We start from the raw sequence: 15,041 nt of genomic DNA, 5'->3' as shown, positions 1-15,041 counted from the left end.
TCCAGGCAGGGCCGCTGCGACGGCCTTCGCCTTTTTGGAGCACCGCACCATGACGCTTGCAGTCCAGTTCACCAACGTTTCCCGGCAGTTCGGCGAAGTGAAGGCCGTTGACCGGGTTTCCATCGATATCGAGGACGGCGAGTTCTTTTCCATGCTCGGCCCATCCGGCTCGGGCAAAACCACCTGCCTGCGCCTGATCGCCGGGTTCGAACAACCGAGCGCCGGCTCGATCCGTATCCACGGCGCCGAAGCGGCCGGTTTGCCGCCGTATCAACGTGACGTCAACACGGTGTTTCAGGATTACGCACTGTTCCCGCACATGAACGTCCTCGACAACGTCGCCTACGGTTTGAAGGTCAAAGGCGTCGGCAAAACCGAACGTCACAAGCGCGCCGAAGAAGCCTTGGACATGGTCGCCCTCGGCGGTTACGGCGCACGTAAACCGGTGCAGTTGTCCGGTGGTCAGCGCCAGCGTGTCGCCCTCGCCCGCGCCTTGGTCAATCGTCCGCGCGTGCTGTTGCTCGATGAGCCTTTGGGTGCGCTCGATCTGAAACTTCGCGAGCAAATGCAAAGTGAATTGAAGAAGTTGCAACGCCAGCTCGGCATCACTTTCATCTTCGTCACCCACGATCAAACCGAAGCGCTGTCGATGTCCGATCGCGTCGCCGTATTCAACAAGGGCCGCATCGAACAAGTCGACACGCCACGCAATCTGTACATGAAACCGACCACCACGTTTGTCGCTGAATTCGTCGGCACCTCGAACGTGATTCGCGGCGATCTGGCCCGGGAAATCAGCGGCCATCCGCAGCCGTTTTCGATCCGACCGGAACACGTGCGGTTTGCCGAAGGCCCGCTCGCCAGTCACGAAATCGAAGTCAGCGGCCTGCTCCATGACATCCAATATCAGGGCAGCGCCACGCGCTATGAATTGAAGCTGGAAAACGGCCAGACCCTGAGCATCAGCCACGCCAACAATCAGTGGATCGACAGCAGCGCACAACACCAGACCGGCCAGCGCCTGAGCGCGCGTTGGGCGCGGGAAGCGATGATTCCGTTGCACGACACCGTGGCGAGCGGGGTGTGACATGAGCACACTCGCGATGACTGCATCGCCGCCATTGCGCCGGTTTTCCAACCTGCTCTACCGCAAGCCGAACCTGTATCTGTCGATGCTGCTGGTTCCACCACTGCTGTGGTTTGGCGCGATTTATCTCGGCTCGCTGCTGGTGCTGTTGTGGCAGGGTTTCTACACCTTTGACGACTTCACCATGGCGGTAACGCCTGACCTGACCCTGGCGAATTTTGCCGCACTGTTTCAGCCGTCGAACTTCGACATCATCCTGCGCACACTGAGCATGGCCATCGTTGTGTCGATTGCCAGCGCCATCGTCGCGTTCCCGATTGCCTACTACATGGCGCGCTACACCACCGGCAAAACCAAGGCGTTTTTTTACATCGCGGTGATGATGCCGATGTGGGCCAGTTACATCGTCAAGGCCTATGCGTGGACGTTGCTGCTGGCCAAGGGCGGCGTGGCGCAGTGGTTCGTGCAGCACCTGGGATTGGAACCGGTGTTGCAGTTCATTCTGGGGATTCCCGGGGTGGGCGGCAGCACCTTGTCGACCTCGCACCTGGGGCGGTTCATGGTGTTTGTGTACATCTGGCTGCCGTTCATGATTTTGCCGATTCAGGCTTCGCTGGAACGTCTGCCGCCGTCGCTGTTGCAGGCCTCCGCCGACCTTGGTGCCAAGCCGCGTCAGACCTTTATGCAGGTGATTTTGCCGCTGTCGATTCCGGGCATTGCCGCCGGTTCGATCTTCACTTTTTCGCTGACCTTGGGCGACTTCATCGTGCCGCAACTGGTCGGGCCGCCGGGCTACTTTGTCGGCAGCATGGTGTACGCGCAGCAAGGTGCGATCGGCAATATGCCGATGGCGGCGGCGTTTACGTTGGTGCCGATTGTGTTGATCGCGGTTTACCTGTCCATCGTCAAACGACTGGGGGCTTTCGATGCGCTCTAATTCAGAAAAGCAGGGGGAGAAAGCCTCTCTAGGTTTGAAAATCGCGGCCTGGGGCGGGTTGGTGTTTCTACACTTCCCGATCCTGATCATCTTCCTTTACGCCTTCAACACTGAGGAAGCCGCGTTCAGTTTTCCGCCGAAGGGCTTCACGTTGCACTGGTTCAGCGTGGCGTTTTCGCGGCCGGATGTTCTGGAGTCGATCAAGCTGTCGCTACAAATCGCCGCCATTGCCACGTTGATTGCGATGGTGCTCGGCACCTTGGCTTCAGCAGCGTTGTACCGCCGCGATTTCTTCGGCAAACAAGGCATTTCGCTGATGCTGATCTTGCCGATTGCGTTGCCGGGGATCATCACCGGGATCGCGCTGCTGGCGACGTTCAAGACACTGGGAATCGAGCCGGGGATGTTCACCATCATCGTCGGCCACGCGACCTTCTGCGTGGTGATCGTCTACAACAATGTTATCGCCCGCCTGCGCCGCACTTCGCACAGCTTGATCGAGGCTTCGATGGACCTCGGCGCCGATGGTTGGCAGACCTTTCGCTACATCATCCTGCCGAACCTTGGCTCGGCATTGCTCGCTGGCGGCATGCTGGCGTTTGCGCTGTCGTTCGACGAAATCATCGTCACCACGTTTACCGCCGGGCATGAGCGCACGTTGCCGTTGTGGCTGCTCAATCAACTGAGCCGGCCACGGGATGTGCCGGTGACCAACGTCGTCGCGATGCTGGTGATGATGGTGACGATGCTGCCGATCCTCGGCGCGTATTACCTGACGCGCGGTGGCGAGAGCGTCGCCGGTAGCGGCGGTAAATAAATATCTAACAAACACCAAAAATCCCCTGTGGGAGCGAGCCTGCTCGCGAAGAGGCCGTCACATCCAACATCGATGTCGACTGATACACCGCTTTCGCGAGCAGGCTCGCTCCCACAGGGTTCTCGATTCGGCCAGAACAATAAAAGTGTTAGCGAGGACAAACCCATGCAAACCAAACTCTTGATCAACGGCCAACTGGTCAACGGCGAAGGCCCGGCGCAACCGGTGCTCAACCCGTCGCTTGGCGAGGTCCTGGTAGAAATCAACGAAGCCAGCGAAGCCCAGGTCGACGCCGCCGTGCGCGCCGCCGACAACGCCTTCGCCGAGTGGTCGCAAACCGCGCCGAAAGACCGCTCGCTACTGCTGCTCAAACTCGCCGATGCCATCGAGGCCCACAGCGAAGAACTGGCCAAACTGGAATCCGACAACTGCGGCAAACCCTACAGCGCCGCGCTCAACGACGAGATCCCGGCGATTGCCGACGTGTTCCGCTTCTTCGCCGGCGCCAGCCGTTGCATGAGCGGCTCGGCCGCTGGCGAATACCTGCCCGGCCACACCTCAATGATCCGTCGCGACCCGGTCGGCGTGATCGCTTCCATCGCGCCATGGAACTACCCGCTGATGATGGTCGCCTGGAAAATCGCCCCGGCGCTGGCTGCCGGTAATACCGTGGTGCTCAAGCCGTCGGAACAAACGCCGCTGACTGCGTTGCGTCTGGCCGAACTGGCGTCGGAAATCTTCCCGGCTGGTGTTCTCAATCTGGTATTTGGTCGCGGTCCTACCGTCGGCAGTCCGTTGGTCACGCATCCGAAAGTGCGCATGGTTTCGCTGACCGGCTCCATCGCCACGGGCGCCAACATCATTTCCAGCACCGCCGACAGCGTCAAACGCATGCACATGGAACTGGGCGGCAAGGCGCCGGTAATCATCTTCGACGACGCGGATATCGATGCGGCGGTTGAGGGCATTCGTACCTTCGGTTTCTACAACGCCGGGCAGGATTGCACTGCCGCGTGCCGGATCTATGCGCAGCAAGGCATCTACGACAAGTTTGTCGAGAAGCTTGGCGCGGCGGTCAGCAGTATCAAGTATGGCTTGCAGGATGATCCGTCGACTGAACTGGGGCCGTTGATCACCGCGCAACATCGCGACCGCGTTGCCGGGTTTGTCGAGCGTGCTGTGGCGCAGTCGCACATTCGTTTGATCACTGGTGGTAAGGCTGTTGATGGCAATAGTTTCTTCTTCGAGCCGACCGTGCTGGCCGATGCCCAGCAGGACGACGAGATCGTCCGCCGCGAAGTGTTTGGGCCGGTGGTTTCCGTGACCAAGTTCACCGATGAAGCGCAGGCACTGGAATGGGCCAACGATTCGGACTACGGACTCGCGTCCTCGGTGTGGACAGCGGATGTAGGACGCGCGCATCGCATGTCGGCGCGTTTGCAGTACGGCTGCACGTGGGTGAACACGCACTTCATGCTCGTCAGCGAAATGCCCCATGGCGGTCAGAAATTGTCCGGCTACGGGAAAGACATGTCCATGTATGGGCTGGAGGACTACACCACGGTTCGGCATGTGATGTTCAAGCACTAAAAGCATCGCCAGCAGGCCTGGTTTATATGTGGATTGGCAAGCCGTATGACCATGGCAAGGCGCCGGCTGGGATGCCTGAAAGGTGAGTCGCTAAGAGTTTTTGACCTCGGCACCGACAAGGTGCCGGGGTTCAGGAAAGCCGAGAAAAACCATCAAAAAGAAAGCTCTGCCTGATCGTGCTTCAGCAAGGAAATACGGTCGAACAATTTGATTTTTTCATTGGCTTTTTGCTTGGCGTGATCGGACATGAATGCAATCAACTCTTCGAGCTGACTGACGTCTCCGACCACTTTGAATTCCTTTTCCTTGTTGACGAAAACAAGCGTCTTCTTCTTTCTCGACAACAACTCAATCACGTTGCTGAGCGTGCCGGTGCTCTTTGCGTCCCAGATCATCAAACCGTAGTCGGCTGCTTCGGCCATGACGACGTCTTTCTCGGTGAAGAAAGCTCTCGACCCTTTCGAATGTTTGGACTCGACTGTTCTGGCGGGCCAATGCCCAAGGTTGTTCCTCGGCGCCGAACCGCTGCAGAACACCGTGGTTCTGGATCGTTCGAGACTCAGCAGGTACTCCTGAATGGAGGTATCGGCGCCACCTGCATCCCCAACCACCACCTCAAAATCTGACGCGACGATATTATTGATGCGCTCTTTAACCTTCGGATCAAGGTTCTTGATGTTGATAGAGCCAGCAATAAATACAGTGGTCATTGAATTCACTTCCAAGTTAGCGCTGCGACGTAAATTTTCCCTACTTTCGGATATTTACGCAGAACAGCGCAGGCCGCGTCCATCGACGCTCCGCTATCAAACAAATCATCTACAACCAAAACATTCCAGCATCCATCGGTGGTGATTTCATCATTGACAGTGAAACTGTCTCCAATCGCGGCAACCTTGTCGGCCTTGGAATGTAAATCCTTGAGCGACTTTCCCGTGGTCGCTTTTCGAAGCAAATCCGTGAAAACCGGCCGCCCGATAATTCTTCCCAACGCTTGGGCAACCTCAGTTACCGGTTGTCGCTGACGAATATTTGAAGCGGGCATAGGCACTACAAACCCGACCTGATTCAATTTTGGGAACACATTTGTCGCTACTGCCTGGGCAAGTGGACTGACCTGAGTCCAATCCTTCTGGTATTTGAGCTGGTAGGTCGCCTCGCCAATCTCTGTGCGCTGATTATCGAAGCATGGGTGTCCGCGATCATCGTTGCCAAGAAAGGTACTACTTACCATGTGTTTGTCCAGCACCCAGCCCTGATCCCAAGGGCCGTTGATCTGCTTGAGAGACACCTTCATTGAATTCTCCTTTATTCGTCACAATCCTTTGAGCCCTGAAACGACGGGCCGGCATCTGCAACGATGCGCAAGATTCAAACAAATAACGGAAAAAACACTGGTGAGGGGCGGGCTCGCTGGCACCTGTGCAAAAACAGGCATTTCCTACAGATACGACCCTCAGAGATAAATCCTCTTTCCTACAGAAGGTATCGATATAGCCGACTTGGCGTCGTAGGTTGCTAGCCGATAGGCTTTCTCTCGGCAGCGAAATCAGCGGCCCGGTGTCGAAGCCGGAAGAAAATCAACATGGCGCAACCGCGCTCATTTGAGTGGCGGCTCTATTCTCGATATTGGAGTCGACAAATGCCTAACCACGTACAAATTCCTTCTGAAACCTCTGCTTTCTTCACCCCCAGCATCTTCACCCGCCACAACCGTTTCCTCCACGCCTTCATGCAAGACCACGAAGCCTGGTTCTGCGTGCAAGATCTCGGTCGCTTGATGGGCTATCCGCTAACCGAACGTCTCACCCTGAAACTCGATCCCGACCAGCGTCGCCATGTCCTTCTGCGTCGGGACGGCGAAATCATCGATTGCGCGATGGTCAGCGAGTCCGGCCTGTTCGCCCTGCTCGTCCATCACTTCGTTCCGGAAAACCGTCACCTGCGCCAATGGTTGAGCCATGAAGTCATCCCGATGCTGCGCGAAACCCAATCAAGCCCTGTGGAAAACCACCCGAGCCTGAGCTCGATGCATTGGGCGGGCGTCACCGTGCCGCTGCTGCACTGGCAACAGCAGGCGTGGGTCAAATGGCGGGATGTGCCGGAGTTGATGCAAGGCCAGCGGCCATATCCCGTACTGGAAACGTAAAGCTGATTCCATAAAAAAGGGGCGGACTTCTCAGTCCGCCCCTTTTTATCTTCTCTTAAAACCGCGAAACACTCCGCATCGCATCCACAAGATACCGCATCGCGATCCGGTCACTTTCCGAAAGCTCTCGATAGCGCTCCACCAGTTTCAGTTCGTCAGAGCTGAGCCGACGTCTTCTGCGGCCGCTGCCCAGGCAAGGAAAGATGCCCAACATGTCGGTGATGCCTTGGATTTTTGCCATGGACGATGTCCTTCTCTAATACTGCAAAGAATTGCTTAAACACCACATCGCCCTGCCCCTTACAGCAGCGCCGTGTGCCCTACCGGTCAGATGGGTCGCACCGGTCATGCCCATAGAATAGAAATTAATTCGGCGCTGAAAAGCGGTTTTTAGAGTAATTAGTCGAGAAAAGCAGATATGCCGTGTAAATCAGAAAGTACCGTAAGACTTTTAACCGACATGTCTTGTTTCATTGACACACTCGCGCAGTGAATCAACGAATTTTGCATTGCGAGCGAACGGTTTAAGCTAGCGGGTATCTGTTTATAGTCCGTTGCGTTTGGCCGAAGGCATGTCCGAACCGTTATTTCTGATCCAGCACGTGCCAGGAACGGCGCGGGATTGCACACGACAGGTTGTATTTATGCACCGCAGGAATTTGCTCAAAGCGTCCATGGCCATTGCGGCTTACACCGGTCTTTCGGCCACTGGCCTGCTGGCTACCCGCGCGTGGGCGGCCAGTGGCGGCGCCGCTGATGGCGAGGCGCAGGCGTTCGATTTCGAGGCGCTCAAGCGCCAGGCCAAGCAGCTCGCTGGCAGCGCCTATCAGGACACTAAACAGGTGCTGCCGCCGACGCTGGCGACCATGACTCCGCAGAATTTCAATGCGATCCGTTACGACGGCGACCATTCGTTGTGGAAGGAAAACAAAGGCCAGCTCGACGTGCAGTTCTTCCACGTCGGCATGGGTTTCCGCCAGCCGGTGCGCATGTACAGCGTCGACCCGAAGACCCGCACTGCACGCGAAGTGCATTTCCGCCCGACGCTGTTCAACTACGAGAACACTTCGGTCGACACCCAGCAACTCAAGGGCGATCTGGGTTTTGCCGGCTTCAAGCTGTTCAAGGCACCGGAACTGGATCGCCATGACGTGGTGTCGTTCCTCGGCGCCAGCTATTTCCGTGCGGTGGATGCGACTGGCCAATATGGCCTCTCCGCTCGCGGTCTGGCGATCGACACTTATGCGAAGAAACGCGAAGAATTCCCTGACTTCACCAAGTTCTGGTTCGAGACCCCGGACAAGAACGCCACGCGTTTTGTGGTCTATGCCCTGCTCGACTCGCCGAGCGCGACCGGTGCTTACCGCTTCGACATCGATTGCCAGGCCGAGCGCGTAGTGATGGAGATCGATGCGCACATCAACGCGCGCACCGCGATCGAGCAACTGGGCATCTCGCCGATGACCAGCATGTTCAGCTGCGGCAACCACGAACGCCGCATGTGCGACACCATCCATCCGCAAATCCACGACTCGGATCGCCTGGCCATGTGGCGCGGCAACGGCGAGTGGATCTGCCGCCCACTGAACAACCCGGCGACCCTGCAGTTCAACGCGTTTGCCGATACCGATCCGAAAGGTTTCGGTCTGGTGCAGACCGACCACGAGTTCGCCAACTACCAAGACACTGTCGACTGGTACAGCAAACGCCCAAGTCTATGGGTAGAACCGACCACCGCGTGGGGCGAAGGCTCTATCGATCTGCTGGAAATTCCTACCACCGGCGAGACCCTCGATAACATCGTGGCGTTCTGGACACCGAAAAAACCGGTGGCTGCCGGCGATTCGCTGAACTACGGCTACAAGCTTTACTGGAGCGCACTGCCGCCGGTGAGTACGCCGTTGGCGCGGGTGCAGGCAACCCGTTCGGGCATGGGCGGTTTCGTCGAAGGCTGGGCCCCGGGCGAGCATTATCCGCCGGTGTGGGCACGTCGTTTTGCCGTGGACTTCACCGGCGGCGGGCTGGATCGATTGCCACAGGGCACCGGGATTGAGCCAGTGGTGACGTGCTCGAACGGTAAGGTGCAGGACTTCAGCGTGCTGGTGCTGGATGACATCAAGGGTTACCGGATTCTGTTCGATTGGTACCCGACCAATGACAGCGTGGAGCCGGTGGAGCTGCGGTTGTTTATTCGCACCAATGACCGCACGTTGAGCGAGACCTGGTTGTACCAGTACTTCCCGCCGGCGCCGGACAAGCGTAAGTACCCTTGAGGATTCTCTAGCGTTTGGGCAGGCCTCTTCGCGAGCAGGCTCGCTCCCACAGTTGATCTCGGCCGATCACAAAAGTCATGACCGGCATTGATTCAATGTGGGAGCGAGCCTGCTCGCGAAGTCGGCCCAGGCAATACAACATTCAGCAGACAAAAAACAAAGCCCCGGCCATCACTGACCGGGGCTTTTTTGCTTTACCGCTACCGACTCAATCGCGCAAATCAGACTCATGAATCGGCTGATCACGATGAGTCGCACGCTGATACTGCGCCGGCCACACCGCTTTGCGTCCACCCAGATCATCGTCGGCATGCAGCGGCCAGTACGGATCACGCAACAGCTCGCGGGCAAGGAAGATAATGTCGGCCTGACAGGTGCGCAGAATGTGCTCGGCCTGCGCCGGCTCGGTAATCATTCCCACAGTGCCGGTGGCGATGCCTGACTCTTTGCGTACGCGTTCGGCGAAACGCGTCTGATAACCCGGCCCGACGGGGATTTCAGCGTTGGCCGCCGTCCCGCCCGACGATACGTCGATAAGATCGGCGCCCAGAGTGTGCAGACGTCGCGCCAGCTCCACGGTTTCGTCCGGATTCCAGCCGTCTTCCACCCAGTCAGTCGCCGACACGCGAACAAACACCGGCAACTCCTCAGGCCAGACCGCCCTCACCGCTTCAGTGACTTGCAGCACCAGACGAATGCGGTTTTCAAACGAACCACCGTACTGATCGCGGCGTTGATTACTCAACGGCGAGAGAAACTGATGCAACAGATAACCATGCGCCGCATGCACCTCAACCACACTGAAACCGGCCTTCAACGCGCGTTTCGCGGCATCGACAAAGGCCTGAATGACGTCAGCAATCTGCCCTTCGTCGAGCTGTTTCGGTTGAGTGTGTTGCGGGTCAAAGGCAATCGGCGACGGCCCGACCGGGGTCCAACCGCCATCATCGGGTTTGACACTGCCATGCTTGCCGAGCCACGGCCGATGGGTGCTGGCCTTGCGCCCGGCGTGGGCCAGTTGAATACCGGCGACCGCGCCTTGGGACGTAATGAATCGGGTGATGCGCTGTAGCGGTTCGATCTGTTCGTCGTTCCACAGGCCAAGGTCTTCGGCGGTGATCCGTCCGTCGGCCGTGACCGCCGTGGCTTCGGTGAAGACCAGACCGGCGCCGCCCACCGCGCGACTGCCTAAGTGCACCAAGTGCCAGTCGTTGGCCAGGCCATCGACGCTGGAGTACTGGCACATCGGTGACACGGCGATGCGGTTGGGCAGGGTCAGTTGGCGCAGGGTGAAGGGTTCAAGCAGCAGACTCATGGGGCACCTCTCAAATCAGTGGGCAGGCTCCAGGGTTCTGTTTGAATAGTCGACGAGTGACAGGAAAAAGGTACAGCACCCGCCCCCGCGGGCAAAAAATTCGACAAGACGTCACAAGGCCAATCAAGCAGTGCTTAGAGCCTAGTCGACAACGGGGGATGAGGGAGGGTTCAGAGTGATTCTGTGTGTGAAAGTCCGCCTTCGCGAGCAGGCTCGCTCCCACAAGGACAACACCGTACCTGTGGGAGCGAGCCTGCTCGCGAAGGGCTTAGCGCGGTTCGATGTGGGCAATCATCAACTGAACGGTCTCATTACCCCGAAACTCGTTAACGTCGAGCTTATAAGCCAGCTCAACCCACTGAATCGTCGGGTTCGGCCAGATATCGCGATCAACGCCAAAGGCGATGCCATCCAGCTTCACCGAGCCACACTCGCTCTTCAGCACCACTTTGAGATGCCGTTCGCCGACCACCCGCTGCTCAACCAACTGAAACACACCGTGAAACAGCGGCTCAGGAAAGTGCTGTCCCCAAGGCCCGGCGTGGCGCAGGGCGCGGGCCAGTTCGAGGTGGAACTCTTCAACCGCCAGCGTGCCATCGGTCAGCATGCGCCCGGTCAGGTCGTCTTCGCGAAGTTGCCTACGCACTTCAGCGTCGAATGCTTCAGCGAAAAGCGGAAAATTCTCTTGTGGCAAGGTCAGTCCGGCCGCCATCGCATGGCCACCGTATTTGGCGATCAGGTTCGGATGCTGCGCCGCGACCACACTCAGGGCATCACGAATATGGAAGCCCTGAACAGAGCGGCCGGAGCCCTTGAGCAAACCATCGCCCGCATCGGCGAAGGCAATGGTCGGGCGGAAATAACGCTCTTTCATGCGTGACGCGAGGATGCCGATCACGCCCTGGTGCCACTCCGGATCGAACAGGCACAGACCAAACGGCATCGACTCGACCGGCAATTCCTTGAGCTGCGCCAGCGCTTCACGCTGCATGCCCTGCTCGATGGATTTGCGGTCCTGGTTCATGCCGTCGAGTTGCGCGGCCATTTCCCGGGCCAGATTGGCGTCGGCGGTGAGCAGGCATTCGATGCCCAGACTCATGTCATCCAGACGCCCGGCGGCATTCAGGCGCGGGCCGACGATAAAACCCAGATCCGTGGAGGTAATGCGTGCAGCGTCACGCTTGGCCACTTCAAGGATCGCTTTGATCCCCGGCCGTGCGCGACCGGCGCGAATTCGCTCAAGCCCCTGATGCACCAGAATCCGGTTGTTGGCGTCCAGCGGCACCACGTCGGCAACGCTGCCCAGCGCCACCAGATCCAGCAGTTCACCGATGTTCGGCTGCGGCTTGTTCTCGTACCAGCCGAGGCTGCGCAAACGCGCGCGCAACGCCATCAACACATAAAAAATCACCCCGACACCGGCCAGTGCCTTGCTCGGAAACTCGCAACCGGGCTGATTCGGATTGACCAGCGCATCGGCCAGTGGCAGTTCATCGCCGGGCAAGTGGTGGTCGGTGATCAGCACTTTGAGGCCATGGCGTTTGGCGGCGGCCACGCCTTCGACGCTGGAGATGCCGTTGTCCACGGTGACCAGCAAATGCGGCTCGCGGGTCATCGCAACTTCGACGATTTCCGGGGTCAGGCCATAGCCATATTCAAAGCGGTTCGGCACCAGATAATCGACATGTGCAGCACCGAGCAGACGCAAGCCAAGCATGCCAACCGTGCTGGCCGTCGCACCGTCCGCATCGAAGTCGCCGACGATGAGGATGCGCTGACGTTGCTCCAGCGCCGTCACCAGCAAGTCCACCGCCGCATCAATGCCCTTGAGCTGCTGAAACGGGATCAACCGCGCCAGGCTCTTGTCCAGTTCTGCCTCGGATTGCACGCCCCGCGCCGCATACAGGCGGGTCAGCAGTGGCGGTATATCACCGAGAAAGGGCAGAGTGGCAGGCAGTTGACGAGGTTCGATACGCATGGGGTGACGGAGACTTCTCTTTAATACGTGGGATTAATCAGTTGAGGGCGCAGGATCAGCCGCGCTCACCTTGCAGCCATTGCAACTGGACTTCGTGCTGACCACGGTCGTCGGTGACGAAGATCGTCCCTTCGCTGATCATCACGTCCCACTTGATGACGCGGGGCATGTCCTTAGCCAGCGTCTCCAGCACTTCCTGCGGGACGGCGGCGATGTTGACGTTCTTCAGGTTCTTGATCGCCGGGATCACTTTGGTTTCCCAGACGCGCAGGCTGCCATAGGCCAGCAGGCTGGTGCGCTCGGTGCGACGCGAGCACCAGGTCAGACGGTCGGCGTCTGGCTGGCCGACTTCGATCCAGTGCAGAACACGGTCGTCCAGGCTCTTTTCCCACAGCGCGGGTTCGTCCACGTCTGACAGACCGCGACCAAACGACAACTGCTCGTTGTACCAGAGGGCGTAGGCCAGCAGGCGCACGGTCATGCGCTCTTCGGTTTCCGAAGGGTGACGGGCGATGGTCTGCTTGACGCTCTCGTAGACACTGCGGTCGAGGTCGGTGAGGTTCAGTTCAAACTTGTAGGTAGTGGACGGCTGGGCCATGAACGGGCTTCTTGATACGAGGAAAGTCGGCAAGTCTAACCGATGCGGTAGGCAATCATCGAATTGATGGCGATCAACCTGCGGCGTCTGACAGCCGGCTATGTTAAAACGCTGTATCTGCTTAGCCTTGTCCTACAGGATTCAGTATGCCGTTCGCCAACAAACCGCTCAGCGGTGTGAAAGTCATTGAATTGGGTACATTGATTGCCGGGCCGTTTGCCTCGCGTATTTGCGGCGAGTTCGGCGCTGAAGTGATCAAGATCGAGTCGCCAGACGGCGGTGATCCCTTGCGCAAATGGCGAAAACTGTACGAAGGCACGTCGCTGTGGTGGTTCGTTCAGGCGCGCAATAAAAAGTCGCTGACGCTGAACCTCAAACACCCTGACGGCTTGGCGATCCTGAAAAAACTTCTCAGCGAAGCCGACATCCTCATCGAGAACTTCCGCCCCGGCGTGCTGGAAAAGCTTGGCCTGAGCTGGGAAACCCTGCACGCGCTGAACCCGAAACTGGTGATGGTGCGCCTGTCCGGTTTCGGTCAGACCGGACCAATGAAAGATCAGCCAGGCTTCGGCGCGGTTGGCGAGTCCATGGGCGGTCTGCGCTACATCACCGGTTTCGAAGACCGGCCGCCGGTGCGCACCGGCATTTCCATCGGCGATTCGATTGCCGCGCTGTGGGGCGTGATCGGCGCGTTAATGGCGCTGCGTCATCGCGAAGTCAACGGCGGCCTTGGCCAAGTAGTTGACGTGGCGTTGTACGAAGCGATTTTCGCGATGATGGAAAGCATGGTGCCGGAGTTCGATGTGTTCGGTTTTATCCGCGAACGCACCGGCAACATCATGCCGGGCATTACACCCTCTTCGATTCATACCAGCGCTGACGGCAAACATGTGCAGATCGGCGCCAACGGTGACGCGATATTCAAACGTTTCATGCTGATCATCGGCCGCGACGATCTCGCCAACGATCCGACGCTGGCCAGCAACGACGGACGCGATAATCGCCGCGACGAGCTGTATGGCGTGATTGATCGCTGGGTCAATTCGCTGCCATTGCAAACCGTGCTCGACCTGCTCAATCAAGCCGAAGTACCGGTCAGCCGGATCTTCAGCGCCGAGGACATGTTCAACGATCCGCAGTACCTGGCCCGGGAGATGTTCCTGCAGGCCAAACTGCCCGACGGCAAAGATTTCAAGATGCCGGGCATTGTGCCGAAACTCTCTGAGACACCGGGCAGTTCAGAATGGGTCGGGCCGCAATTGGGTGAACACAATGCGCAGGTACTTCACGACCTTGGCTACGACGAGCAACAGATCGCCAAGCTGCGCGAAGACGGAGCCATTTAAGCTGAAACGTCGGCCGCCATCGCACGCCAACCGCGCCCATCATTGGTGGACGTGGCGGCTGTTCGGCCTGTTGTTTTTGCTCGTCCTGTCGACCGGAGCGCAGGCGAAGCCGACGCTCATATGGCTGCTGCGCGACTTGCCTCCACTGACCATTTTCGAAGGTCCGAAAAAGGGTCAGGGGGTGATTGACCAACTGATGCCGTTGCTGATCGCCGGCATGCCGCAATACGAACACACGCTGATGCGGGTCAATCGCGCCCGTGGTCTGCAGATGCTTCATGAAAACCCGTTTGCCTGTGATCCCGCACTGCTGTGGAACAAGGAGCGCGCGCAGTGGGTTGCGTATTCGATTCCGGCGATCCGCGCCGTGAGCAATGGTCTGGTGGTGCGCCTGCAAGATCGCTCGGTCCTTGAACCTTATCTGGTGGACGGCGAAGTCGACCTGTCGGCGTTGCTGACCGCCACCGACAGAAAAGTCGGCGTGGTCGCTGAGCGCAGTTATGGCGAATTTATCGACAACATTCTGCATCAGGCACCCAGCGGCGCACTGACGCCCCATTACGGTAACGAGGCACTGACCAATCTGCTGTCGATGCAGCGTCTGGGCCGGCTGCAGGTGGTGCTGGGTTACTGGCCGGAAATCCGCTATCAGGCCAGACAGGCGCAGATCGCCGAGGATGAACTGGAGTTTTATCCGATTCGCGGCACGGGAAAATATCTCTCAGGCTACGTGGCGTGTTCCGACACCACCCAGGGACGCCAGGCCATCAGCGAGATCAACCAACTGCTGCGCACCCTGCCCCACGAGCATCTCAATCAGCTCTACGCCGCATGGCTGGACCCCGAGCGACAAGCGGATTATCTGGAACAGGCCCGCGCGTTCTTCGAACGCCAGGCCGCGCAGTAGGCAAATCGCAGACAAAAGAAACCCCGAGAAGTGGGGAGACGACT

General features: G+C 58.5%; 14 protein-coding genes. 8 read left to right on the top strand and 6 right to left on the bottom strand.

The annotated features are described in order from the left end of the window. Positions 1 to 49 precede the first annotated feature (49 nt). From QOM10_RS05605 to QOM10_RS05590, 4 genes are all read left to right on the top strand, one after another. Positions 50 to 1,087: an ABC transporter ATP-binding protein gene (locus QOM10_RS05605; protein ID WP_127925966.1), complete on the top strand. Its 1,038-nt coding sequence runs from the start codon at positions 50 to 52 to the stop codon at positions 1,085 to 1,087. 16 nt (positions 1,088 to 1,103) lie between these two features. Then, positions 1,104 to 2,024: an ABC transporter permease gene (locus QOM10_RS05600; protein WP_007908947.1), complete on the top strand. Its 921-nt coding sequence runs from the start codon at positions 1,104 to 1,106 to the stop codon at positions 2,022 to 2,024. Next, positions 2,014 to 2,841, top strand: a complete 828-nt coding sequence (locus QOM10_RS05595; RefSeq protein ID WP_034154841.1) for an ABC transporter permease — start codon at positions 2,014 to 2,016, stop codon at positions 2,839 to 2,841. The genes QOM10_RS05600 and QOM10_RS05595 overlap by 11 nt, the downstream gene beginning before the upstream one ends. A 165-nt stretch (positions 2,842 to 3,006) precedes the next feature. Then, positions 3,007 to 4,431 carry a gamma-aminobutyraldehyde dehydrogenase gene (locus QOM10_RS05590; protein ID WP_316917722.1) on the top strand — a complete coding sequence of 475 codons (1,425 nt, stop codon included), beginning with the start codon at positions 3,007 to 3,009 and terminating at the stop codon, positions 4,429 to 4,431. 152 nt (positions 4,432 to 4,583) lie between these two features. Here QOM10_RS05590 and QOM10_RS05585 read toward each other — a convergent pair whose 3' ends face one another. Both QOM10_RS05585 and QOM10_RS05580 read right to left on the bottom strand, forming a co-directional pair. Further along, positions 4,584 to 5,141 (bottom strand): hypothetical protein, encoded by a 558-nt coding sequence (locus QOM10_RS05585; protein ID WP_150749476.1) that lies wholly within the window; start codon positions 5,139 to 5,141, stop codon positions 4,584 to 4,586. Positions 5,142 to 5,146: 5 nt separating this feature from the next. Continuing rightward, complete coding sequence (locus QOM10_RS05580) at positions 5,147 to 5,728, bottom strand: ComF family protein (protein ID WP_150775850.1); 582 nt, start codon at positions 5,726 to 5,728, stop codon at positions 5,147 to 5,149. Between the two features lie 345 nt (positions 5,729 to 6,073). Between QOM10_RS05580 and QOM10_RS05575 the strand changes: the two genes are divergently transcribed. Continuing rightward, positions 6,074 to 6,580, top strand: coding sequence for a Bro-N domain-containing protein (locus QOM10_RS05575; RefSeq protein WP_316917721.1), 507 nt, complete (start codon positions 6,074 to 6,076; stop codon positions 6,578 to 6,580). Between the two features lie 55 nt (positions 6,581 to 6,635). Here the strand turns inward: QOM10_RS05575 and QOM10_RS05570 are convergent, their stop codons facing one another. Then, the gene (locus QOM10_RS05570) at positions 6,636 to 6,821 is read right to left on the bottom strand and encodes a hypothetical protein (protein WP_102357616.1); all 186 of its coding nucleotides are present in this window, start codon (positions 6,819 to 6,821) and stop codon (positions 6,636 to 6,638) included. Positions 6,822 to 7,224: 403 nt separating this feature from the next. Between QOM10_RS05570 and QOM10_RS05565 the strand changes: the two genes are divergently transcribed. Further along, positions 7,225 to 8,853, top strand: a complete 1,629-nt coding sequence (locus tag QOM10_RS05565; protein WP_127925960.1) for a glucan biosynthesis protein D — start codon at positions 7,225 to 7,227, stop codon at positions 8,851 to 8,853. 208 nt (positions 8,854 to 9,061) lie between these two features. Here QOM10_RS05565 and QOM10_RS05560 read toward each other — a convergent pair whose 3' ends face one another. From QOM10_RS05560 to QOM10_RS05550, 3 genes are all read right to left on the bottom strand, one after another. Next, positions 9,062 to 10,168 carry an NADH:flavin oxidoreductase/NADH oxidase gene (locus QOM10_RS05560; protein WP_150749478.1) on the bottom strand — a complete coding sequence of 369 codons (1,107 nt, stop codon included), beginning with the start codon at positions 10,166 to 10,168 and terminating at the stop codon, positions 9,062 to 9,064. Between the two features lie 268 nt (positions 10,169 to 10,436). Continuing rightward, positions 10,437 to 12,146, bottom strand: a complete 1,710-nt coding sequence (gene recJ / locus QOM10_RS05555) for a single-stranded-DNA-specific exonuclease RecJ (RefSeq protein ID WP_150775847.1) — start codon at positions 12,144 to 12,146, stop codon at positions 10,437 to 10,439. A 55-nt stretch (positions 12,147 to 12,201) separates the two neighbouring features. Next, complete coding sequence (locus tag QOM10_RS05550) at positions 12,202 to 12,744, bottom strand: YaeQ family protein (protein WP_007908961.1); 543 nt, start codon at positions 12,742 to 12,744, stop codon at positions 12,202 to 12,204. Positions 12,745 to 12,890: 146 nt separating this feature from the next. Here QOM10_RS05550 and QOM10_RS05545 point away from each other — a divergent pair, with 146 nt between their 5' ends. Together QOM10_RS05545 and QOM10_RS05540 are read left to right on the top strand one after the other, a co-directional pair. Then, positions 12,891 to 14,090 carry a CaiB/BaiF CoA transferase family protein gene (locus QOM10_RS05545; protein ID WP_150749480.1) on the top strand — a complete coding sequence of 400 codons (1,200 nt, stop codon included), beginning with the start codon at positions 12,891 to 12,893 and terminating at the stop codon, positions 14,088 to 14,090. After that, positions 14,017 to 14,997: a TIGR02285 family protein gene (locus tag QOM10_RS05540; RefSeq protein WP_174245044.1), complete on the top strand. Its 981-nt coding sequence runs from the start codon at positions 14,017 to 14,019 to the stop codon at positions 14,995 to 14,997. The genes QOM10_RS05545 and QOM10_RS05540 overlap by 74 nt, the downstream gene beginning before the upstream one ends. Positions 14,998 to 15,041: the final 44 nt, after the last annotated feature.

Origin of the sequence: Pseudomonas sp. P108 (assembly GCF_032613195.1) — a bacterium.
Lineage (GTDB): Bacteria > Pseudomonadota > Gammaproteobacteria > Pseudomonadales > Pseudomonadaceae > Aquipseudomonas.
This window is presented reverse-complemented; position numbering and strand designations above follow the sequence as displayed.

Coding starts and splice junctions, on each gene's coding strand:
- QOM10_RS05570 (WP_102357616.1), bottom strand. CDS start 6,821: ATGGCAAAAATCCAAGGCATCACCGACATGTTGGGCATCTTTCCTTGC.
- QOM10_RS05560 (WP_150749478.1), bottom strand. CDS start 10,168: ATGAGTCTGCTGCTTGAACCCTTCACCCTGCGCCAACTGACCCTGCCC.
- QOM10_RS05580 (WP_150775850.1), bottom strand. CDS start 5,728: ATGAAGGTGTCTCTCAAGCAGATCAACGGCCCTTGGGATCAGGGCTGG.
- QOM10_RS05590 (WP_316917722.1), top strand. CDS start 3,007: ATGCAAACCAAACTCTTGATCAACGGCCAACTGGTCAACGGCGAAGGC.
- recJ (WP_150775847.1), bottom strand. CDS start 12,146: ATGCGTATCGAACCTCGTCAACTGCCTGCCACTCTGCCCTTTCTCGGT.
- QOM10_RS05595 (WP_034154841.1), top strand. CDS start 2,014: ATGCGCTCTAATTCAGAAAAGCAGGGGGAGAAAGCCTCTCTAGGTTTG.
- QOM10_RS05540 (WP_174245044.1), top strand. CDS start 14,017: ATGCGCAGGTACTTCACGACCTTGGCTACGACGAGCAACAGATCGCCA.
- QOM10_RS05550 (WP_007908961.1), bottom strand. CDS start 12,744: ATGGCCCAGCCGTCCACTACCTACAAGTTTGAACTGAACCTCACCGAC.
- QOM10_RS05585 (WP_150749476.1), bottom strand. CDS start 5,141: ATGACCACTGTATTTATTGCTGGCTCTATCAACATCAAGAACCTTGAT.
- QOM10_RS05575 (WP_316917721.1), top strand. CDS start 6,074: ATGCCTAACCACGTACAAATTCCTTCTGAAACCTCTGCTTTCTTCACC.
- QOM10_RS05600 (WP_007908947.1), top strand. CDS start 1,104: ATGACTGCATCGCCGCCATTGCGCCGGTTTTCCAACCTGCTCTACCGC.
- QOM10_RS05545 (WP_150749480.1), top strand. CDS start 12,891: ATGCCGTTCGCCAACAAACCGCTCAGCGGTGTGAAAGTCATTGAATTG.
- QOM10_RS05605 (WP_127925966.1), top strand. CDS start 50: ATGACGCTTGCAGTCCAGTTCACCAACGTTTCCCGGCAGTTCGGCGAA.
- QOM10_RS05565 (WP_127925960.1), top strand. CDS start 7,225: ATGCACCGCAGGAATTTGCTCAAAGCGTCCATGGCCATTGCGGCTTAC.